The sequence below is a fragment of the Streptomyces sp. A 4/2 genome (genome assembly GCF_940670765.1).
Classification (GTDB): Bacteria; Actinomycetota; Actinomycetes; order Streptomycetales; family Streptomycetaceae; genus Streptomyces.
Map to the genome: position 1 here is coordinate 343,084 of NZ_CALNVW010000002.1, position 20,840 is coordinate 363,923.

Genomic DNA, 20,840 nt, shown 5'->3' on the forward strand with positions numbered 1-20,840 from the left:
GTACAACGCCCCCAGCGGAAGCGGGAGTCTAAATTCCCAGAATTAGGCTCCCCCTTTTTCGTGACGAGCACGCAAGTCACCTGGTCGGCCCCTTATTATCCCGGCATCGAGATTACGTCGAGGGGATTTTTGGAAAGTGCGCCAAGAAGGCCAGCCGGAGCATTTCCCCGCCCCCTGACATGCCAACAACAGGAAGAGAAGTAAAGGACGCATGACCGAGCACGGATTCGATCTGCCGCCGAAAGCTCCGCCGGATGTCATCGCCCAGCGCAACGCACTGGGCGAAGAAGCGTGCCGCACACTAGCCCAAGCCGGAATTCCTGTTTACCGGGGTGGCCACGAAGACGGGTCCGAAGAAAACGCTGGGGCGACGGTTCATGTGGATCCTTTCGTCACCGGCGGCGTGCTGGTGGAATGGCACACGGATACAGAACTGACAACTGCCGCTGTGAACTTTTTGGCGTGCGGAGTCGATCCTTCAGATCTGCCTTACGCGATTCGCCATTACGAAACCATGCGTGCATGCAGGACGCTCTTCTGGGAATCCTTACTTCGGCTGAATTCCAGGCTGAGAAGGCAGACAGGCACACCTACGGGACTGCGGTTTTCATAAAGAACTCCCGGCCCTGACCCAATTTGTCATGCCTCGCCGCGCGCCGTACTGGTAGCGGCGAGGCATGACGCGGTCACCGCCCGTCCTCCTCGCCCATGTACAGCCCGGCGAACGCCCTGGCGGCGGGCCCGGACTCCAGGAGCCGCCTGAGCCTGGCCCGTGCGGTGCCCGCCCGGAACCTGTCCCCGGACGACGCCCCGTGCAGCACCTCCGAGAGCCACTGTGAGAACTCCTGGTACTGCCAGACGCGCCGCAGGCACGCCTGCGAGTACCCCGCGACCCCGCTGTCACCGCCGCCCTCGCCGCCGCCGCTCCGGTCGCCGTCCCCCTGGTCTCCGCCCTCGCGCCCGCCGCCCCGGCCGTCCGCGATCAGCGCGTCCGCGAGCAGCAGTGCGTCGTGGATCGCGAGGTTCATGCCCTTCGCCGCGATCGGTGCGATCAGGTGCGCCGCATCGCCCGCGAGGTGGAGTCGGCCGTAGGACATCGGCTCCACCACGTAGTTGTGCATGTCCAGAACCACCTTCTCGACGAGCGGTCCCTCGGTGAGCGGCGGAGCCCCGGCCGCGCCGAGCCGGATGCGCAGCTCGTGCCAGACGCGCTCGTGCGGCCAGTCCTCCGGGGTGTCACCGGACGGCACCTGGAGGTAGTAGCGGGTGACTTCGGGGCCGCGGGCCATGTGGGCGCCGAACCCGCGCTCGTGGATGCCGAAGACCACACCGTCCGCCGAGGGCGGCGCCTGGGCCAGCAGTGCCAGCCAGGCGACCCCGTCGTCACGGCGGCTGACCGTGACTCCGCCCTCGGGTATCGCCGCCCGCGCGACCCCCCGCGCACCGTCGCAGCCCGCGACGTGGTCGCACGCGATTCGGTGCCGGGAGCCGGTCAGCGGATCGGTGTACGAGACCACCGGCCGGTCACCGCCGATGCCGTCCAGCCGCACATCACGGACGCCGAAGCGAGCGTCCCCCGCCCCCTTGTCCACGTACGAGGCGAGCAGATCAGTCACCAACTGCGGTTGCGGATAGACGAAATGGCGCCGCCCGGACAGCTCGGCCGTCCGCACGGCGTGCCGCTCCCCGTCGAACCGGAACTCGAACTCGCCCTGGGTAGTGGCATGTTCGAGTACTCGGTCGGCGAGGCCGTGCTCGGCGAGTGCCCGTACCGCCCACTCCTCCATGAACCCGGCGCGCGGACGGCGTTCGATGAACTCCCTGCTCTCCGCTTCCAGGAGCACACAGGCGACACCGCTGTCGCGCAGCCGGTTCGCCACCACGAGCCCGGCGGGCCCGGCTCCGATGACGACGACGGAGGTGTGGGTGAGAGCGGGGGGAGCCGTGGACACGTAGAGGGTTCCGTTCGGGTTCGGGGCGGAAGAGCGCCCGGGGGACACGGGAGGGCACGGGGGCTGAACTGCTGGTGATCATCCGCAGTATGGCGGCGGCCCGGCGGGCGCCGGCGCAGGGGCCCACGTTCGTTCCGCCAGGGAATGAGCCCCGATCGTTCGCGGGGGTCGGCAAGTTGCTCACTTCCCCAGCTGCCGGTCAGTCCCCTGGTGGCCGTGCCGGTGTCCCTGGATGCCACGACCGGAGCGGCGCCTCGGATACCTGAAAACCCCGGATGCTTGAAATGCCTCCTTCGAACTGCGAAGTCGACGGCATGTAAGCCTTTCGAAGCCACGGCATTCCGTTATCACTGGATGTGGGACAGATTCGCTCGTTCGGCAGACCCGTCGCGTCTTCCATCCGGTTGATGTGTGACTTTTTCTGTCTGCCGACCACTTGCTCACCAAGTCGGCGACTGCCTGGGCGCGTGTCCCCAGAAGAGAATGTTGCTGCTCGTGGCGTTGTGCGCTGTCCGGGTGAGCCCACCGTGCTTGTTCCCTGATTTACGTACCCGTGACGCCTAGGTTGTGACGCGGCGGAGTGCCTCAGGCACTCTCCGCCGCTATCCGTTCTCCGTCGCTATCCATTCTCCGTCGCTATTCACTCTCCGTGAAGGAGCGTCTCCGTGTCCAAGCACCCCTGCTGCGGCGTCCTGCGAGGTATCGCGATGCTCTTCACGGCATTCAGCAGCCACACCTTCACCTGACGTTCAAATAACCACCTGGGCGCTTCTCGCGGCCGCCCCCACTCCGTTCTGCGGTCACCCTTCAGGACACGGATTTCTGAACCGGACCCTCACTCGCCGCACCCGGCGCATTCCGACCCGCTTCGCAGAAAGGCATCAACGCGTGAACCTCGCTCCGAGAGAGATCGACAAGCTGCTCGTATACGTCGTCGCCAACCTGGCACACAAGCGCCAGGACCGCGGGCTGAAGCTCAACTACAGCGAAACCGTCGCCATCATCAGTGAAGCGGTGCTGGAGGCGGCGCGTGACGGGAAGACCGTTGCCGACTGCATGGAGCTGAGCAGGCACGTGCTCGGCGAGGACCAGGTCATGGACGGCGTGCGGGAGATGCTGCCGCTGCTGCAGATCGAGGCGACCTTCGATGACGGCAACAAGCTCGTCTCGTGCCACGATCCCGTCGGCGGCTGAGACGATGACGAAGCAGCACACGATCGCTGTCGTCGGTCACGAGAGCGACGACGGGCGCGGTCTGCGCGCGCTCCTCGTGCCGTCCGTGAGCACGGCAACCCCCGGCAGGGAGTTGTACCAGCGCGTCGCCGAGGCGCGCGGGCGCGGCGAGCAGGTGTGCGTGGTCCCCATGACGCTGGGGCGTGACCCCGAACTGGTCGCCGACGCGGCACGTACCTTGCGGTCCCTCTGCCCGGAAGACCGGAAAGCGACCGTTCTCGCCTCGTCCTTCGGTACGACCGGACATCTCATCGGCTGGCTCCGCGCCTCCGCCACGAAGGTGGCAACGGACACGGCACTGCTGGTCGTCGCGCCCACGGGCGACCCCTTCTCGGACGCTGAACTCTTCCGCGTGGCACGCCTCGTACGGCAGTACGCCAGGCACCGCACGGTGGAGGTCGCGCTGATCGGCGGCGATCCCGACCCGCGCGAGGGGCGGGCGCGCTGCGTGGCACTGGGCGCCGACGAGGTCGCGGTTCTCCTCGCCGGCTGGCCGGCCGTGCCCCCGGTCGACGACGCGCTGCCGCTGCTGACCCCCATCGCGCTCGCGGGAGTGCTCGCCAGTCGTGTCCACGAGGCCTGGCACCGTTTCGATCACGGCGACGACGGCGTCGAGCGCGGGCTGGCAGAGGCGCACGGCCACGGCTACGCCCACAGCCACGGCCCGGGTGACGACCACGACCATGGCGCGGGTGACGCCCACAGCCACGGTCCGGGAGAGCCCCATTCCCACGGTGCCGGGGTGTTTCGCTCCCCCAGTGCAGGAGAACCCCACTCCCACGGCGTGAGGCAGGCCCTTACCCACGGGCAGTCCCCCGGCACCGCGTTTCATGCCCATTCCCCGAGCGAGCGAACGAGCGAGTCCGCTCAGGCCCTGGCGCGCTGACTCGCTCGCCGCCTCTCCCTCTCCGGTCCCTCTTCGGGTCGGCGAGTCGCGCCGCTTGCCCCCATCCCAGTTCCCCACACTCCTAGGAGTCTGCGATGCCTCTTCCCGAGCGCTATATGTACGGCGAGGGAAAAATCGAGATCAACGCCGGCCGCCGCACCCTCAAGATGAGGGTGAGCAACACCGGTGACCGTGCCGTCCAGGTCGGTTCCCACTACCACTTCTTCGAGGTGAACTCGGCTCTCGACTTCGACCGGGACGCCACTCTCGGCATGCACCTCAACATCGCGGCCGGCACCTCCGTGCGCTTCGAGCCGGGCGGTACGCACGAGGTGGAGCTGTGCACCTTCGCGGGCACCGGACGCCTCACCGGTTTCAGCGGTCTGCTCAACGGCAGCGTCACCTCACATCCCGCCCGCGTTGCCGCCGTCGCCCGTGCCATGCAGCGCGGCTTCCGCGGAGCCGGCGAGGAATCGGCGAAGTCCAGCAAGAAGGGAAAAAACTGATATGCCCACGCTTTCCCGTAAGCAGTATGCGGAGCTCTTCGGTCCCACGGTCGGAGACCGGTTCCGCCTCGCGGACACCAATCTCGTGGTGGAGGTGGAGAAGGACTTCCGCGAGGGCATGTACGGCGACGAGATCGTCTACGGGGGCGGCAAGACGGCGCGCGACGGCATGGGAGCCAGTGCGCAGGCGACCGCGGCCCAGGGCGCGCTCGACCTCGTCATCACCAACGCCGTCGTGATGGACCCGATCCTCGGTGTGGTCAAGTGCGACATCGGTATCAAGGACGGCTTCATCGCCGGTATCGGCAGGGCGGGCAACCCGCAGACGCAGAAGAACGTGGACCCGCGGCTCGTCGTCGGTGCCGGCACCGAGGTCATCGCCGGCGAGCACCTGATCGCCACGGCCGGGGCGATGGACGCGCACGTCCACCTCATCTCCCCGCAGCAGTGCGAGCAGGCGCTCAGCAACGGCATCACGACCCTCTTCGGTGGCGGGACCGGGCCGACGGACGGCACCAACGGGACCACCTGCACACCGGGGCCCTTCCAGATCGCCCGGTTCCTGGAGGCCGCCGAGGGCCTGCCCGTCAACCTCGGCATCATGGGCAAGGGCAACGGCAGTCTCCCCGACGCTCTCGATGAGCAGATCGTGGCGGGTGCCGCTGCCCTCAAGGTCCACGAGGACTGGGGCGCCACCCCGGCTGTCATCGACAACGCCCTGACCGTCGCCGACCGGCACGACATCCAGGTCGCCATTCACACCGACACGCTCAACGAAGGTGGCTTCTTCGAGGACACCCGCTCCGCGTTCGACGGCCGCACCATCCATACCTTCCACAGTGAGGGCGCGGGTGGCGGCCACGCCCCCGACATCCTCCGGGTCACGGGCGAACCGAACATCCTGCCGTCCTCCACCAACCCGACGCTGCCGTACTGCAAGAACTCGGTGGACGAGTTGCTGGACATGGTCATGGTCTGTCACCACCTCAGCCACGGGATCCCGGAGGACGTCGCGTTCGCCGACAGCCGGGTCAGGGCGGAGACCATCGCGGCGGAGACCTTCCTGCACGACCAGGGCGTCATCAGCATGGTCTCCTCCGACTCCCAGGCGATGGGCCGTGTCGGCGAATCGGTCACCCGGACCTTCCAGATCGCGCACCTGTGCAAGGAGAAGCTGGGCGTTCTGGCCGAGGACACCGAGCGGAACGACAACCAGCGTGTGTTGCGCTATCTGGCCAAGGTCACCATCAACCCGGCCATCGCGTGCGGCATCTCCGACTACGTGGGCTCGCTCGAGACGGGCAAGCTCGCGGACATCGTGCTCTGGCCGATGCACTCCTTCGGAGCCAAGCCGAAGATGGTCATCAAGGGCGGCATCATCTCCTGGAGCCTGATGGGCGATCCCAACGCCTCGCTCCCGACCCCCCAACCGGTGTACTACCGGCCGATGTTCGGCCAGTCCGGGCGTGCCATGCAGTCCACGCACGTCACCTTCATGTCGCAGGCGGGTATCGCCGCCGGCGTCCCGGAGAAGCTCGGTCTGCAGCGACGCGTCCTGCCTGTGAGCAAGACACGCACCATCGGCAAGCACAACATGGTGCGCAACGATGTCGTGCCCGAGATCAAGGTGGATCCGGAAACGTACAAGGTGACCATGAACGGCCGGGTCGCCACCATCGATCCCGCCGAGAAGCTGCCGCTCAACAAGCTGTTCTTCCTGGCCTGATCCCATGTACAGCGAAGAGCAGAGCGCCGAGCAGCACCCCCTCCCGACGATCACCGAACACGCCCCGGACCTCGACCGATTGCTCGTCAGCCTCCAACTGACGGACTCGGCCTTCCCCAGCGGCTTCTACACGCTGTCGCACAGCCTGGAAGGTTTCGCACAGGCCGGACTCGTGACACCGGAGACCGTGGGGGCACTGCTGCACGACCTTCTGCGCAACGGCGTCGGTCCCTCCGACGCCACCGCGCTGGCCCTCGCCCACCGCGCGGCGCGGGCCGGCGCGTGGGAGGAGGTGAGCGCCGTGGACATGCGCCTCCATGCGACGAAACTCAACCGCGAGATGCGGCAGGCAGCGCAGCGCACGGGCCGTCAGCTCCTGGATCTCGCGGCCGAGATCTTCGGGGAACCCGGGATCGCTCAGTACCAGAAGACGGTGAGCGCGCGGCATGCGCCGGGGAACCAGGCCGTGGCGGCGGGAGTGGTGTACGCCTGCATCGGGGTGCCGGTGGGCCAGGCCGTCACCTCCGACCTCTTCGCCTTCTGCGCCAGTTTCGCGGGCGCGGCCCTGCGTCTGCGGCTCACCGACCACCGGCGTGCCCAGGTCCTGCTCCGCGACACGGCCCGCGTCATCCAGGAAGTGACCGAAGAGGCGCTGCGCCGTGAGCTGGCCGACCTCGGGGCGACCACCTTCCTCGCGGACGTCATGTCGGCCCGGCACGAACGCGCCGAGGCCCGTCTGTTCGCCACCTGATCCCTGTATCCGAACACCACCGAAGAGAGACAGCATGAGAGACAACGTTCTGCGCGTCGGTGTCGGAGGCCCGGTCGGCTCGGGCAAGACGGCCCTCATCGAAGCGCTCGTGCCGGTCCTGATTGCGCAGGGCCGGCAGCCGGCCGTGATCACGAACGACATCTACACCCAGGAGGACGCCGAACACGTCCGCCGTACTCTCGCGGGAGTACTGGACGCGGACCGGATCATCGGCGTGGAAACCGGTGCCTGCCCGCACACCGCGGTGCGCGACGACCCGACGATGAACCTTGCCGCCGGTGCGGAACTCCTGGAGCGGTTCCCCGACGTCGACGTCCTGTTCTACGAGAGCGGCGGCGACAACCTGACCCTCACGTTCAGCCCCGTGCTCGTCGACCTCTTCATCTTCGTCCTCGACACCGCCGAGGGCGAGAAGATGCCGCGCAAGCGAGGGCCGGGCATTACGGAGTCCGACCTGCTGGTCATCAACAAGATGGACATCGCCCAGTACGTACGTACCGATCTCACCGTCATGGAGTCGGACGCCCACCGGGTGCGGGGTGAGGGTCCCGTCGTCCTCACCGACTGCCTCACCGGCAAGGGCGTCGACGAGGTCGCGGCCTTCATCGACTCGCGCCGCGTCGCGCTGGTCTGAGATGAGGGCCACCGTGGACAGACTCAGTCCCGCGCACTACGAGCTGCCCAGGCTGCCGATGCCGTACCGAACGCTCTTCTCCGCGCCGGTGACCCTCGGGGCGGGGGCACCGGCGAAGGTCGGCATCCTCGACCTCGCCTTCGCGAGGCGGGGCGAGCGCACGGAGCTGGTACAGCGCTACCAGAAAGCGCCGCTGGAGATCATGCGACCGCTGTACGTGGACCCCGCCCTGCCGGGCATGGCCTTCACGTACGTGATGGCGACAGGCGGCGGGATCGCCCAGGCCGACCGCTACCGCCAGGACTTCCACTGCGGACCGGACACGCAGGCGCACTTCACCACGCAGGCGGCCACGAAGGTCTACCGCATGGAGGACAACTACGCGACGCAGGTCACCCATCTCAGCGCGGCCGACGGGGCGTACGTGGAGTACCTGCCCGACCCGATCATTCCCTTCCGCGGCGCACGCTTCCACCAGACGACGAGGCTGGAGGTGGCCGAACGGGCCACTGTCCTTTTCTCGGAGTCGATGGCGGCCGGCAGGCTCGCCCGGGGCGAGCGACACGCCTATACCGTCCTCTCCAGCGATCTGGAGATCCGGCGGCCGGACGGTACCCTGCTCGCCGTCGACACCCTGCGGCTCACACCGGGGGAAGGGGGCGGCGTCACCGGCCCTGCTGTCTTCAGCGGCCTCGATCACCTCTCGTCCCTCTTCGTGATCAGTGATCGCTGTCCGGCCCAGGAAATCGCCGACGTCCTCGACGCCGCCGTCGCCGGACTGCCCCACGGGGCGAGTGTGCTGCCGGGTGACTGCGGTGCCTGGCTCCGTATGCTCGGCAGCGATCAGCCGGAGATCACCCAGGCACTCCGCGCCGCCTGGGACGCCGTCCGCCGGCTGCTCACCGGGCACCCGGCACCTGACCTCCGCAAACCCTGAATTCCTCGCTGTGCGGAGGAGTCCCGCTCCTCGCTGTGTGGAGGAGTCCCGCCACCACGAGCCCGGCGGGTCCGGCTCCGGGGCACTTCGAAGGGTCGTGTGCGCAGTAGGGGCTACCCGCGTTCGGCGAACACGCTGATCAGCCGTTGAACATGGTGACCACACCGTGGGGTGCGTCGTCGCCGAAGAGCAGCTCGTGGAGGTCGTCGCCGTCGGCGGCGGCCTCGGCGCTGCGGGGGAAGAGGGCCTGCTCGTACGCGGTGAGCGCGGCCTCGACGTCATCGGGGTGCGCGGCGAGGGCCTTGCCGAGTTCGGCGCCGTCGTACATGGCCAGGTTGGCGCCTTCACCGTTCGGGGCCGCGAGGTGGGCGGCGTCGCCGAGCAGGGTCACCCCCGGCACCCGGTCCCACCGGTGGTCGTTGGGCAGGGCGTTGAGGATGCGCAGGACCGGTGCGGTCTCGCCGTCGGTGATCAGCGCGGTGAGCTCCGGCGCCCAGCCGTCGAACTCCTCCGCGATCCGCGCGGCAGCCGCCGCGGAATCAGTGAAATCGATACCGGCGAACCAGTCCTGCGGCCTGGAGAGCGCCACGTAGGTATGGAGGGTCCCACCGCTCTCCCGGTGGGCCTGGATCCCCTTGCCCGGCGCGAGCGCGAGCATCGCCCCGCCGCCGACCGCTTTCGCGGCGGCCGGGTGCCGGGTGTCGCTGTCGAACAGGTAGGTCTCGATGAACGACCTGCCGATGTACTCGGGGGTCGCGCCGGAGAGCAGCGGCCGGACCCGCGACCACGCGCCGTCCGCGCCGACCAGCAGGCTCGTGACGACAGTGGTGCCGTCGGCGAAGGTCACCTCGTGGCGGCTGCCGCCGAGAGCACGGACGCCGCTGACCTTGTGACCCCACCGGACAGTGCCGGCCGGGAGCGATTCGAGCAGGATCCGTCGCAGCTCGCCACGCAGCACCTCGGGGCGCCCACGCTCGCTGTCGTCGTCGAACAGAACCGTCCCGTCCGAGGCGAGGACCCGAGTCGCCTCGCGGCCCTCCAGCACGAGGCCGCGGAACTCGTCCGTCAAGCCTGCCGCCTGCAGAGCCGGCTGGCCGTTGTCCTCGTGGATGTCGAGCATCCCGCCCTGGGAGCGGGCGGTCGGAGAGACCTCCGCCTCGTAGACCGTCGCCGGGATGCCGTGGACGTGCAGGACGCGGGCCAGTACGAGTCCGCCGAGTCCGGCGCCGATGATCGTGACGTCAGTGGTCATGGTGGGTTCCTTGCCTGTCGTACGCCTGCCGGGCGGGCACCCGGCAGGCCCTCTCTGGAATGCCGTTCCAATACCAGCCTGGAACGGCATTCCAGAGATGTCAAGCTGGAACGGGGTTCCAGACATGTGTCAGGATGCGTACATGGCAACGAGGACGCGTCGCACGGAGCGACGGGAGGAACCGCTCTCCCGGGAGCGCATCGTCGAGGCCGCGATCGAGCTGCTCGACACGGCAGGCGAGGGCGGACTCACGTTCCGCGCACTGGCCGAGCGCCTCGCCACCGGCCCCGGTGCGATCTACTGGCACGTCACGGGCAAGACGGAACTCCTCAACGCCGCCACCGACGCCGCCATCGCAGGCACCGCGACCGCCGACACCGCCGACGCGACGCCACAGGAAGCGATCCGCGCCCTCGCGCTCGGCGTGTTCGACGCGATCGACGCCCACCCGTGGATCGGCACGCAGCTCGCCGGCGCCCCGTCGCAGGCACCGATGCTGCGGGTCTTCGAACACCTCGGACGCCAGGTCCAGGCGCTCGGAGTACCTCACACCGCCCAGTTCACCGCCGCGTCCGCGCTGCTGAGCTACATCCTCGGAGTGGGCGGACAGAACGCGGCCAACGCCCGCGGCTGCCCTCCGGACACGAACCGGACCGAGTTCCTCAACACCGTCTCGGCCGCCTGGGCAGACCTCGACCCCGACGAGTACGCGTTCACCCGGAACGTCGCGGACCAACTGCGCGATCACGACGACCGGGCGGAGTTCCTCGCCGGTATCGACCTCATCCTCACCGGAATCATCTCCCACCAGAGGCCGACCGGTCCGGCGCCGTCGTAGCCGGCCTCACGCAGCCTCGCCGGGCCCGCGTGAGGTTGTGATCAGTGTTCGCGTTCTGCCTTCCGGTCTCCCACGCTTGGAACGGCGGCTCGACCTGGCAAGTCGGGTCACAACAGCTTTGCCAAGATCTTTTGAAGTCAGCGTCCGGGCCATGGAACTCGTCCACGTCTTCGGTGTCATGCCGAGCTCAAGTGGGGTGGCCTGTTTCCCGTGCCGCAAAGGGCCGATTCCGTGCGTGTGACACAAGGTGATGAAGGAGATCCCTAGAGTGATCGACTTCGCACAGGGCGGAGTCATGACGAGGGAGTTCTCATGCGTATCGCTTCCACCGCACGACGGTTCCTGCTGGCAGGTGCGGGCGCGGCAGCAGCCCTCGCTCTGACCGCGGCGGCCCCGGCGTCCAGCGCCCCCAAGGAAAGTGGTCCTGACGACTGTTACTCGGGATGGGTGTGCTTCTGGCCGGAGGCCAACTTCGGCGGGCAGATGGAGGCGTACCAGAATCCGCAGATCCACTCCTGCGACAGCGTCCCCTCGGGCACGGTGCGCTCGATCGTGAACAGGGACAACCAGGACTGGACAGTCAGTCAGAGCTGGATCTGCAACGGCTACAGCAAGAAGGTCGCCTCCGGCGAGGTCAACCCCGATCTGGGTGACAGCTACGGCTACTGGAAGTAAGTAGTTCCGTGCCCAGCTCCGGCTGGGCACGGACGCCTGCCGTCCGTAGCTGATGATCTGCCGACTTTGTCGGTGGCGGGTTCGGCATGGTTACGGCAGCGGGATCAGCTCGCGGACGCGTACGCGACGAAATCCGCCCACGCGTCAGAGGCGAAGCCGAGCTGCGGCCCCGGCACGTTCTTGGAGTCGCGGACGTGGACCGCGCCGGGTGCGGAGGCGACCTCGACGCAGTCGTTGCCGTCGCCACTGCTGCTGTAGCTGCTCTTGACCCACATCAGCCCGGAAGCTCTTCCGGCTGAGGGCTTGACACTCATCTCTCTCCCAGCAGTTTCTCGATGAAGACTCGCGACAACCGAGGCGAGAGCGACTGGGCCCGGATCAAGCCGTACCGCATCTCAAGGATCTGGACCTCCTTGGGATCGGTGATCAGCCGACTGGTGAACTGAACCTCGTTGTGTCCCACAGCCGTTCCGTCGTTCAGCTTAAGCACTTGGTGCGAACCGCCCAGCCCCGCATGCTCCTCCGTCTCCGTCGGCATGACCTGGATCTCGACGTGCCGTAACGCGCTCAGTTCCAGCAGGTGTTCGAGCTGGCGCTCCAACACCATCTTGCCTCCGGTCGGACGCCGCAGCGTCGCCTCCTCCTGAACAAATGTCAGCAGAGGGGCCGGCCGTCGCTCGGAGATCGCCTGCCGGGCCATCCGCGCGGCAACCAGGCGTTCAACCTGTTCCTCGGAGAAGGCCGGACGTCGCTCCCCGTACAACGCGCGGGCGTACTCCTCGGTTTGCAGAAGGCCGTGCACAACGATGCCGGCGTACGCGCCCATTTCGGCCGTGTCACGGCCTTGGGGACCAACGGAACAGCCAGCATCGGTGAGATTGATCATGGTCGACCTGTCGTGATCCACTAGCACAAGCGATCCGTTTCGTGCGGGTGTTCGGGGAAAGATCCACGACTGCTCGTGGCCGGGTGGTTACGTCCGCCTCATGCCGGTGGAATTCTTGACTGACGAGCAGGCTGTTATCTGGACCTCTTGCGTTCGATAGGAGGCATGAGCTGGTCTTTTATGTGGCTGACAGTGTCATTCACCTCTCCGTAGAGTTGCAGCGCCACCGGAGCTGATCCAGCTGGCACCGCAGGAAAGGGAGGACCCGCCTACATGACCACCCCGCCGTCCGAGCGCACCCTCATCTACGCCGAAGACCTCAGGCCCGAGGACGTCCGCGCCTTGGAGACGTTCCTCAACGTCCAGTTGGGGCGGGTGTACGAGGAGGTCGGGGAGACCGGTGAGACGTCCTTCGCGATGCGGTCTCTGCTCATCCTGGTCTGCGACTCGGCCGAGCTCCTGTACACGCTCCTCGCGGTGGAGCGGCCACAGATGTGGCAGCGGGCCGCGATCGTGCGGGAGTGGCAGCGGCTACGCAGTACGGCCCATGAGTTCAACCACTGCGAGGGCTACGACCATGACCGTTGGTGGAACCAGGTACAGCACTTCGACGCCTCCGACGAGACCGCCGAACAGGACCGGATCCGCCGGTTCGCCGATGTCGGGCCGTACCCCGAGACCGGACATTAAACGCGTGGAGCGGGGATGCCTCGGCGAAGGTCGCGGAGCTGTCCGAGGGCCACGGCGAGTTCGTTGCGGAGCCGCTCGTTCTCCTCGTTCAGTTTCTGGTTCGCCTCCCGCAGTGCTCGCACCACTGTCTCGTGGGACTTGGTGGTGATGCGCTGGTGGTCGGGCAGGGCCGGTCGTCCCGTGGCGGGCTGCTTGATCGCGAGTTCTCGTAGCTTGGCCAGCAGTGGGGCCTGGGCGTCGTCATAGAGGAAGGTTCGGGAGACCCCGGCCCGTGCGGCGACGCCAGCGACGGTCACCGCTCCGCCGTCGCGTTCCAGGGCCCCCAGGACGGCTTGGACACGCTCGATGCAGTCCAAGCGGCGCTGCTGTGCGGCCTCGGCCAGGTGGGACGAGTTGTCAGCCCGCATCTGCTTCCCCCTTCGTCTCGACTGGGCCGCCGCGAAGGTCGTCTGGCGCCGGGGCGACTCCGTCGTTCTCCTGGTCGGTAATGCGCATGATGAGATGCTCGACTGCGGTGGCCAGCCGTGCGTTGACGTCGGCCGCGCGGGAACGGCCGCTGGCTGCGGCGTCAGCTTGCAGTTCGCGGGTGCGGGCGAGGGTGTCGCGGTGGATGGGCAGGAACTGCCGGTCGCTTTGGAAGTCGTCACAGAAGTAGCAGCCATCAGCTGCGGTCTTGGGGCAGGGGCGGGAGATGTGCCGTCCGCACCAGCCGCCGGCGACCGCGTGGAGGCGGCGGCCGATCTTCTCGGCGAGCCACTCGACGCCGGACAGGTCGCTGTCGCGGTGGATCTTGACGGCCTCGCCCTTGAGGTTGAAGCGGACCTCGTACTTCTCCTCGTACTCGCGGCGAAGCGTGTCGTCCGCGATGCGCGAGTAGTGCTCCTGCATCTGCCAGGAGGTGTGGCCCAGGACCTCGCGGATGGTACGCCCGGACACGCCCGCGTTCGCCATTCTGGTGCCCAGCGTGTGCCGGAACTGATGCCAGCTGACGGTGGCGGCGTCGCCGTTGGAGTCGATGAGGCGGATCCGCTTCAGCCAGGCGTCGAATCGGGTGTCCACGGTGCCGTAGGGCATCGGATATTTGCCGTCCGGGTTGCCGCTGACCTTGGGGAACAGCCACTGACAGGAGCCGCCGAACCGTTCCCGGACCCGGCCGTGCTGTTCCCGGATTGCGTCCACCACGACGCGGGAGGCGGGGATGGCCCGGAAGCTCTTGTCCTTGCTCTTGTAGTGGACCAGGGCCCAGCGGCCGGAGGGGGTCTTCTTCAGGCAGTCGGTCTTCAGGGTGAGTGCTTCGCTGATGCGCAGGCCCTCGTCGCGGCAGATCAGTACGAGTGCGCGTGTCTCGGGGTCGAGCAGGGCCAGGTTCTCCTCGGACTCGATCTGCTCCATCAGGTGCTCGTCGATGAAGTTGGCCTTCAGCCCGCGCGGCCGCGGGTATTCATCCCGGTGGATCCGGGCGTCGGCAGGCAGCGCGGGCTGCCAGTCGTAGCGGCGCCACGTTTCGAGCATGGTGGAAACCGTCGACAGCAAGCGGCTGCGACTGCCCGGGGACACGGGCTGGCCGAAGTACGGCCCCTTCTGCTCCACCGTCCTTCGGCCGACCCAGCCGATATAGGACTCCAGCAGCGGCCGGTCCACCACCGCAGGGTCGTTCTGCCGGTCGGGGCGGGCCTCCGCGATGAACCGGGAGAAGAGGACGAAGTCGTGGAGGTTGCGCGCGGCCGACCGCAGTTCCGTGCGCGCGAGCCGCAGCCGCAGGTAACGCTTGACCGTCTGCCTCAGCCAGGGCTGGGTGATGCCGGTGAAGTCCAGCGGAGCGACGCGCTGCCGCTCCTCGATGCTGTAGCCGAGCCGGTCCGGGCGCCACACGTCTCTGTCCCACTCCTCGGCGGGTCCATCGAGGTCACCGAGGGCCTCCAGCAGGTCGGTGAAGAGCTGCGGGACGGTGGTGTAGTTCAGCGACAGGCAACGCCAGTGTTGGGCCGGACGGTCCCGCACCGAGGAGACGCCTTCGTCGATGACGGTGTTGACCGCGCGGACCCAGGAGCTGAGGACCACCTTGGAGCGTCGCTGGTCGGTGCGGAGCTGGAGCAGGTACTGGAACTCCAGCGCAGCTAAAAGCGGCAGGCCCGCGACGGCGAAGCTGGGGACGTTGCGGAGCATCAACTCAGCGGGCAGCGTGGCCAGCGGAGGCCGCCCGACCTTCGTCCAGCGGTAGTGGTGCCCGTCGCACAAGCCGCTGCGGCTGATCTCGTAACCGCAGTCCGGGAAGCCGCACCTGCCAGCCGCCGGACGGGAGATTTCCGGCGCCGCGGCGGCGTACTCGCGGTCGCTGATCCGCCGACCCCGCGAATGCAGGCCGTTCAAGTCGGCCAGGTGCAGGTCACACAGGCCCGACAGGCCGCCGGAGTACCGGCATTCGCTGACCTGGCACGAGGCCACGTCCAGGCTCAGCCCGGCCGGCCAGTTCGCCGGCTCCGCGATCCACGCCTTTCGCTCGGGACGCCCGGCCTTCCGCCAGGCCGCGTCGTGCGCGGCGCACAACCCGCGCGAGGCGTTCTTCCGCAAGCAGGTGGTGATCACGCACGGGGTCGGGGCCAGGAAGTGCCCGGCGGGCGGCACGAAGTGCTCGACCCGGAACTCCGGCCGCACCACGCAAAGCAGAGCCGCGACCCGAGGATCCCCGGGGAACGGGACGACGGCGGCCAGGCGGCCGTCGGCGCTCACCACGCGCCCCTGAAGCCCACCCGGTCCAGCTCGTCGGCCAGGTCATCCGCGTCCAGGTGCCCGTAGGTGTCCGCCGTGGTGTGTACCGAGCGGTGCGTGAGCAACTCACTCGCCACCTCCAGCCGCACGCCCGCCCGCAGAAGTGCGGTCGCGTGAGTATGCCGGAACAGATGGGGGTGAAAGTCGACACCGGTGCGCCGCCGCAGCCGCTTGACCAGGCTCATCGCCGCCCAGTACCCCATCGGCGTTCCCACGGCGCCGTTCCACAGGTTCACGAACACGTGGTCGCAGTCCAGCTCGCCGTACTCGGCGAACAGGTAGTCCGTGTAGAGGTCGAGCAGTGTCTGCCGGACGGGGATCTCCTTCGGGTCTTGGCTCTTGCCGCGGGCCCGGTTGGCGTTGTCCTCCCGAGGCCGCAGCGTCAGCGTCCGCCGGTCCGTGTTGATGTCCTCGTGCCGCAGGCCCAGCGCCTGCCCGATCCGGCAGCCCGTTTCGAACATCAACGCCATCAGCAGCCGGTCCCTCAGCCGCTCGCACGCGTCGAGGATGCTCTGGACGTCGGTGTCCGTCAGCGTGGCCGGCCGCCGCTTGACCTGCTTCAGCCGCGTCGGCCGACCGGTGACCTGCCGCTCCGCAATACCGGCGAGGAACCCACCGTGGTCGCCGATCGACGTCGCCCGACGATGGGTCAGCTGCGCTCCCATGCCAATGCCACGGCGCGCGAGGAACTCGTAAAGCATGTAGACGCTGTTCAGCGCGCGATTCACCGTTGACGGCTCCCGGGCCGGGCCGTCAGCGTCCGCCGGTCGCAGCCGTCCCGGCTGGACCGGGCGCCGCAGCCACCCGGCGAATTGGTCCACCTGCTCCGGGGTCGCGGCCAGCGGATCGATGTCCAGAAGCCGGAGGAAGACCAGCCACGCCTTCAGGTCGAAGGCACGGGCCCGGAGCGTGTTCGGTGAGTGCTCCCGGTCGGTGCACAGCGCGAGGTAGTCGTCCACCGTCTCGACCACCCGTCCCTCGCCGTCCACGACGGTGTACGTCTCGCGGCGCATCCCGGACCCCACGACCCGTCGCACGTACATCCCGGCCCCTCCCCATCCACGGGCATCACGAATGGAGCAACGAGCGTCACGGACAACGGTCACGACACGGTGTCAGCCACAGGCGCAAGCACCCTGCCGGACGCCACGTCCCGTACGTCGCTGACGCTTCCGGACCGCGTACAGATAAAGGCTGAGGCGTACGGGAAGTTCGCCGAGGAGCCGACGAAGCCCGAGCTGGAACGCTTTTTCTTCCTGGATGACGTGGACCGGGATCTGATTGCGCTGCGGCGTACGCAGCATCACCAGCTCGGGTTCGCGCTGCAGATGTGCACGGTGCGGTACGTGGGCCTGTTCCTGGGCGAGGACCCGCTGGATGTGCCGTGGCCGGTGGTGGAGCACCTGGCCGAGCAGCTGGGGATCGAGGACGCGTCGTGTGTGAAGCGGTACACGGACCGGCGTCAGACGGTGTATGACCACGCGTGGGAGATACGTGAGGCGTACGGCTACCAACTGTACGAGGACCGCGCTCAGGGCCGGAAGTTCCGATCCTTTCTGCACGGGCGGGCGTGGACGGCGCACGCTGAGGGGCCGAAGGCCCTGTTCGATCATTCGGTGGGCTGGCTGCGACGCAACCGGGTGCTGCTGCCTGGGGTGAGCGTGCTGGCCCGGGAGGTCGCCGAGGTCCGCAGACTCGCGGAGGAACGGTTGCACGCCACGGTCGCCAAGGAGGTCCGGCGGGTGGACGCGGCGCTGCCCGGGGACCTGGTGGCCACGCTGAAGACGCCGGAGGGCAAGCGGTATTCGGAGCTGGAGCGGATGCGCCGGCCGCCGACGCGGACCACGGGCACCGCGATGAAGGGCGCGTTGCAGCGGGTCGAGGACATCGCCTCCTTCCAGCTGGGGCGGGTGAAGCTGGACAAGATCCCGCCGAACCGGCTCTCCGCGCTGGCGCGGTACGGACTGGGCACCAAGGCCCCGAAGCTGGAGCGGACCCCGGAGCCCAAGCGCACGGCGATGCTCACCGCGGTGATGCGCTACCTGGAGGCCAAGGCGATCGACGACGCCCTGGACCTGTTCGAGATCCTGATGGCGACGAGGCTGATCAGTACGGCGAAGCGGTCCAGCGAGAAGCAGCGCCTGTCGACCCTGCCGCAGTTGGAGAGTGCATCGCGGCTGGTGGCGAGGGCGGCGGCGGTGTTCATCGAGGAGCTGGAGCTCATCGAGCAGACCGGCTGCGATGTCGACGTGAGCGCGCTGTGGCGGGCCTTGGAGGAGGTCGCACCCCGGGCCGCGCTGTCCAGCGCGGCCACCGTGGTGGTGAGCCTGGTGCCTGAGGACGACAACACGGCGGAGACCGCGCTGCGGAGCGCGCTGGCGCTGCGCTACAACACCGTCAAGCCGTTCCTGTCCTTGCTGGGCGAGTCGAAGGCGATGGACGCTGCGCCCGGCGGCAGGCGGATTCTCACCGGAGTGCAGCGGCTCCCGGCGCTCTCGCGGAGAAAGGTGGTCGAGAAGCCGCTGCTGCCGCGCGAGGTCGACGACAAGCTGGTGCCGTCGCACTGGCGCAAGGCGGTGTACGCGAACGCGGACCTGCCGGAAGGGGCGGTGGACCGCGACGCGTACGTGGTCTGCGTGCTGGAACAGCTCTTCGGAGCCCTCAAGCGCCGCGACATCTTCGCTTCCCCCTCGCACCGCTGGTCCGACCCGCGCGCCCGCCTGCTCCAGGGCAAGGGGTGGGAGGCGGTGCGCGAGGACGTCCTGGCGGGCCTGAGCCTGGACGAGGACGCGGAGCAGCACCTTCGGGAACTGGTCGACGTGCTGGACGCTACGTGGAAGCAGATGGCTGAGCGGCTGGAGGAGGCCGGCGACGACGCGAAAATCAGCATCGAGGTGCAGCCCAACGGGCGGGCGAAGCTGAACGTGGAGAAGCTTCACGCGCTCGGTGAGCCGAAGTCGCTGAAGTGGCTGCGCGAGCGCGTCGAGAAGATGCTCCCGAAGATCGACTTGCCAGACCTGCTCTTTGAGGTGCACGCCTGGACCGGGTTCCTGGACGCCTTCGTGCACCTGGGCGACGGCAAGACCCGCATGAAGGACCTGCCGACCTCGATGGTCGCGCTGCTGGTCTCGGAGGCGTGCAACATCGGCATGACGCCGGTCATCAACCCGGGCTACGAGGCACTGACCCGGTCCCGGCTGGTCCACGTCGACCAGTACTACCTGCGCGCGGACACCATCGCCGCGGCGAACGCCGCCCTGATCGCAGCCCAGGCCTGGGTGCCGATCGTGCAGTTCTGGGGCAAGGGCCTGCTCGCCTCCGTCGACGGCCTGCGCTTCGTCGTCCCCACGCGGAGCATCAACGCCGCGCCCTCGCCGAAGTACTTCGCGAAGAAGAAGGGCATCACCTGGCTGAATGCGATCAATGACCAGGTGATCGGCATCGGGCAGATGGTGGTGCCCGGCACCCCGCGTGACTCCCTATTCATCCTGGACGCCCTGCTGAACCTGGACGGCGGGGTGAAGCCGGAGATGGTCGCCACCGACAACGCTTCTTACAGCGACATGGTGTTCGGCATCTTCAAGATGCTCGGCTACCGCTTCTCCCCGCGCTTCAAGGACCTGGAGGACCAGCGGTTCTGGAAGGCCCAGATGCCCGGCGCCGAGAACGCCGGTGGGTACGGGCCGCTGGAGGCCATCGCCCGCAACAAGGTGAACGTGAAGAAGGTGATCACGCACTGGCCGGACATGCTGCGGGTGGCCGGCTCCCTGGTCACCAACCAGGTGAGGGCCTACGACCTGCTGCGGATGTTCGGCCGCGAGGGCCACCCGGCCCCGCTCGGGCAGGCGTTCGCCGAGTACGGGCGGATCGCCAAGACCCTGCACCTGCTCGCCGTCGTCGACCCCATGGACGACACGTACCGGCGCCAGATGCACAAGCAGCTCACTGTCCAGGAGTCCCGCCACAACCTCGCCCGGAACATCTGCCACGGCAAGAAGGGCACCATCCACCAGGCGTACCGAGACGGGATGGAGGATCAGTTGGGCTCGCTGGGTCTTGTTTTGAACGCCGTGGTGCTCTGGACCACCAGGTACATCGACGCCGCCGTCGCCCAACTCCGCGCCGAGGGGCATGAGATCCGTGACGAGGACGTGGCCCGGCTATCCCCACTCAAGCACCGCAACCTCAACGTCCTGGGCCGCTACAGCTTCACCGCCTCCGTCCCGCGCGACGGGCTGCGGCCGCTGCGCGACCCGGATGCCGTCGATCTCGATGACGATGACGACGGCAACGACGAGTAACCCACGGCCGCCGCGCCTGCCGTGCTCGGCGGCCGTGCCTACAAGCTGGGCGGCGGCTGTCGTTGAGCACGGCATGGCTATGTGCGGTTCGAGGAAATCCACCAGTTATATGACGCACGAGCGGGCGATGGAGGCCCTGCACCTGCTTTCCGTCAGGGGGCAGCTGCACCTGGATGTGGAGCCCGGCCGAGCGACGGCCGGGCTGATCGAGATGTGTGACCTCCTCCACGGGCACCTACGAGGTCTGCGCGGGTCAGCGTGACTTGGGGAAGGCGGCGCGCAGTGCAGAGCCACGGATGATGAACGCGACTTGGATGATGGGCAGCATGCAGACGACCTGCATCACCGCGTACCACGGCGGGCAGACACCCGGGATCAGGTCGACACCGATGATCGCGATCGGCATGATCACGGCGAGGGCGCTCACGCGCTCGAAGGCCCGTCGGGATCCCCGGGAAGCGGAGACGGTCATCCTGTAGATCAGCACAGCGACTACAGGCAGCAGGACTGCCCGGACCCACATGAACGTGTTCACCATATGACCGCTGCTCGACACCACGATGACCGCCAGGAGGGCGACGGCGCTGAGCGCGCCGTAAACCTTGATGCTGCTCTTCGCCGTGTCGAAGGCTCGTCGGGTGTGGGGATGGTCGTGGTGGGCGGCCGAGGGCGGGGTGTGGATGTTGGATTCCATGCTCACCGACGCTACGAAGCGCTCGGTCGACGCGGTATCCGTCTGGACGCACGGGTAGGTGGGGATAGCCCTACTCCCCGGCTGGCCAG

Annotated in this window: 19 protein-coding genes and 1 pseudogene; 12 read left to right on the plus strand and 8 right to left on the minus strand. The window is 68.0% G+C overall.

Annotated features, from left to right (window positions below; translation table 11 throughout):
* Positions 1 to 211 precede the first annotated feature (211 nt).
* A complete protein-coding gene (locus tag NBY69_RS02175; RefSeq protein ID WP_250297866.1) occupies positions 212 to 613 on the plus strand; it encodes a hypothetical protein in 402 nt (133 codons plus the stop codon).
* A 73-nt stretch (positions 614 to 686) separates the two neighbouring features.
* Here the strand turns inward: NBY69_RS02175 and NBY69_RS02180 are convergent, their stop codons facing one another.
* The gene (locus tag NBY69_RS02180; RefSeq protein ID WP_250297867.1) at positions 687 to 1,952 is read right to left on the minus strand and encodes a 4-hydroxybenzoate 3-monooxygenase; all 1,266 of its coding nucleotides are present in this window, start codon (positions 1,950 to 1,952) and stop codon (positions 687 to 689) included.
* Between the two features lie 888 nt (positions 1,953 to 2,840).
* Here NBY69_RS02180 and NBY69_RS02185 point away from each other — a divergent pair.
* From NBY69_RS02185 to NBY69_RS02215, 7 genes are all read left to right on the plus strand, one after another.
* Positions 2,841 to 3,146 carry an urease subunit gamma gene (locus NBY69_RS02185; protein WP_250297868.1) on the plus strand — a complete coding sequence of 102 codons (306 nt, stop codon included), beginning with the start codon at positions 2,841 to 2,843 and terminating at the stop codon, positions 3,144 to 3,146.
* Positions 3,147 to 3,150: 4 nt separating this feature from the next.
* Positions 3,151 to 4,071 (plus strand): sirohydrochlorin chelatase, encoded by a 921-nt coding sequence (locus NBY69_RS02190; protein ID WP_250297869.1) that lies wholly within the window; start codon positions 3,151 to 3,153, stop codon positions 4,069 to 4,071.
* Positions 4,072 to 4,166: 95 nt separating this feature from the next.
* The gene (locus NBY69_RS02195) at positions 4,167 to 4,577 is read left to right on the plus strand and encodes an urease subunit beta (RefSeq protein WP_250297870.1); all 411 of its coding nucleotides are present in this window, start codon (positions 4,167 to 4,169) and stop codon (positions 4,575 to 4,577) included.
* A 1-nt stretch (position 4,578) separates the two neighbouring features.
* The gene (ureC, locus tag NBY69_RS02200; RefSeq protein ID WP_250297871.1) at positions 4,579 to 6,303 is read left to right on the plus strand and encodes an urease subunit alpha; all 1,725 of its coding nucleotides are present in this window, start codon (positions 4,579 to 4,581) and stop codon (positions 6,301 to 6,303) included.
* A 4-nt stretch (positions 6,304 to 6,307) separates the two neighbouring features.
* On the plus strand, positions 6,308 to 7,054 hold the full coding sequence (locus tag NBY69_RS02205; protein ID WP_250297872.1) for an urease accessory protein UreF: 747 nt from the start codon (positions 6,308 to 6,310) through the stop codon (positions 7,052 to 7,054).
* Positions 7,055 to 7,088: 34 nt separating this feature from the next.
* Positions 7,089 to 7,709 (plus strand): urease accessory protein UreG, encoded by a 621-nt coding sequence (gene ureG, locus NBY69_RS02210; RefSeq protein WP_250297873.1) that lies wholly within the window; start codon positions 7,089 to 7,091, stop codon positions 7,707 to 7,709.
* Position 7,710: 1 nt separating this feature from the next.
* Positions 7,711 to 8,646 (plus strand): urease accessory protein UreD, encoded by a 936-nt coding sequence (locus NBY69_RS02215; protein ID WP_374211187.1) that lies wholly within the window; start codon positions 7,711 to 7,713, stop codon positions 8,644 to 8,646.
* A 139-nt stretch (positions 8,647 to 8,785) separates the two neighbouring features.
* Here NBY69_RS02215 and NBY69_RS02220 read toward each other — a convergent pair whose 3' ends face one another.
* Positions 8,786 to 9,898: an NAD(P)/FAD-dependent oxidoreductase gene (locus NBY69_RS02220; RefSeq protein ID WP_250297874.1), complete on the minus strand. Its 1,113-nt coding sequence runs from the start codon at positions 9,896 to 9,898 to the stop codon at positions 8,786 to 8,788.
* A gap of 142 nt (positions 9,899 to 10,040) precedes the next feature.
* Between NBY69_RS02220 and NBY69_RS02225 the strand changes: the two genes are divergently transcribed.
* On the plus strand, positions 10,041 to 10,736 hold the full coding sequence (locus NBY69_RS02225; protein WP_250297875.1) for a TetR/AcrR family transcriptional regulator: 696 nt from the start codon (positions 10,041 to 10,043) through the stop codon (positions 10,734 to 10,736).
* A gap of 312 nt (positions 10,737 to 11,048) precedes the next feature.
* Positions 11,049 to 11,411, plus strand: a complete 363-nt coding sequence (locus tag NBY69_RS02230; protein ID WP_250297876.1) for a peptidase inhibitor family I36 protein — start codon at positions 11,049 to 11,051, stop codon at positions 11,409 to 11,411.
* A 104-nt stretch (positions 11,412 to 11,515) separates the two neighbouring features.
* Here NBY69_RS02230 and NBY69_RS02235 read toward each other — a convergent pair whose 3' ends face one another.
* Both NBY69_RS02235 and NBY69_RS02240 read right to left on the minus strand, forming a co-directional pair.
* Positions 11,516 to 11,725, minus strand: coding sequence for a DUF397 domain-containing protein (locus NBY69_RS02235; RefSeq protein WP_250297877.1), 210 nt, complete (start codon positions 11,723 to 11,725; stop codon positions 11,516 to 11,518).
* Positions 11,722 to 12,249, minus strand: a pseudogene (locus NBY69_RS02240) (DUF5753 domain-containing protein); the annotation flags it as partial. The pseudogene NBY69_RS02240 and the gene NBY69_RS02235, both read right to left, overlap by 4 nt.
* A gap of 321 nt (positions 12,250 to 12,570) precedes the next feature.
* Between NBY69_RS02240 and NBY69_RS02245 the strand changes: the two are divergent.
* Positions 12,571 to 12,987 (plus strand): hypothetical protein, encoded by a 417-nt coding sequence (locus tag NBY69_RS02245; protein ID WP_250297878.1) that lies wholly within the window; start codon positions 12,571 to 12,573, stop codon positions 12,985 to 12,987.
* On the opposite strand, the gene NBY69_RS02250 is transcribed toward NBY69_RS02245, so the two are convergent.
* Genes NBY69_RS02250 through NBY69_RS02260 form a run of 3 tightly spaced genes read right to left on the minus strand, consistent with a single transcriptional unit; the run spans position 12,984 to position 16,799 of the window.
* Positions 12,984 to 13,394: a DUF6262 family protein gene (locus NBY69_RS02250; RefSeq protein ID WP_250297879.1), complete on the minus strand. Its 411-nt coding sequence runs from the start codon at positions 13,392 to 13,394 to the stop codon at positions 12,984 to 12,986. The genes NBY69_RS02245 and NBY69_RS02250 overlap by 4 nt on opposite strands.
* Entirely contained in the window at positions 13,384 to 15,717 is a 2,334-nt protein-coding gene (locus NBY69_RS02255) for a tyrosine-type recombinase/integrase (RefSeq protein ID WP_250297880.1), read from the minus strand. Before NBY69_RS02255 ends, NBY69_RS02250 begins: the two co-directional genes overlap by 11 nt.
* On the minus strand, positions 15,714 to 16,799 hold the full coding sequence (locus NBY69_RS02260; protein WP_250297881.1) for a tyrosine-type recombinase/integrase: 1,086 nt from the start codon (positions 16,797 to 16,799) through the stop codon (positions 15,714 to 15,716). Before NBY69_RS02260 ends, NBY69_RS02255 begins: the two co-directional genes overlap by 4 nt.
* A gap of 120 nt (positions 16,800 to 16,919) precedes the next feature.
* On the opposite strand from NBY69_RS02260, the gene NBY69_RS02265 reads away from it, so the two are divergent.
* Positions 16,920 to 20,057 carry a Tn3 family transposase gene (locus NBY69_RS02265; protein ID WP_250298022.1) on the plus strand — a complete coding sequence of 1,046 codons (3,138 nt, stop codon included), beginning with the start codon at positions 16,920 to 16,922 and terminating at the stop codon, positions 20,055 to 20,057.
* A gap of 253 nt (positions 20,058 to 20,310) precedes the next feature.
* Here NBY69_RS02265 and NBY69_RS02270 read toward each other — a convergent pair whose 3' ends face one another.
* On the minus strand, positions 20,311 to 20,751 hold the full coding sequence (locus tag NBY69_RS02270; protein ID WP_161692443.1) for a hypothetical protein: 441 nt from the start codon (positions 20,749 to 20,751) through the stop codon (positions 20,311 to 20,313).
* Positions 20,752 to 20,840: the final 89 nt, after the last annotated feature.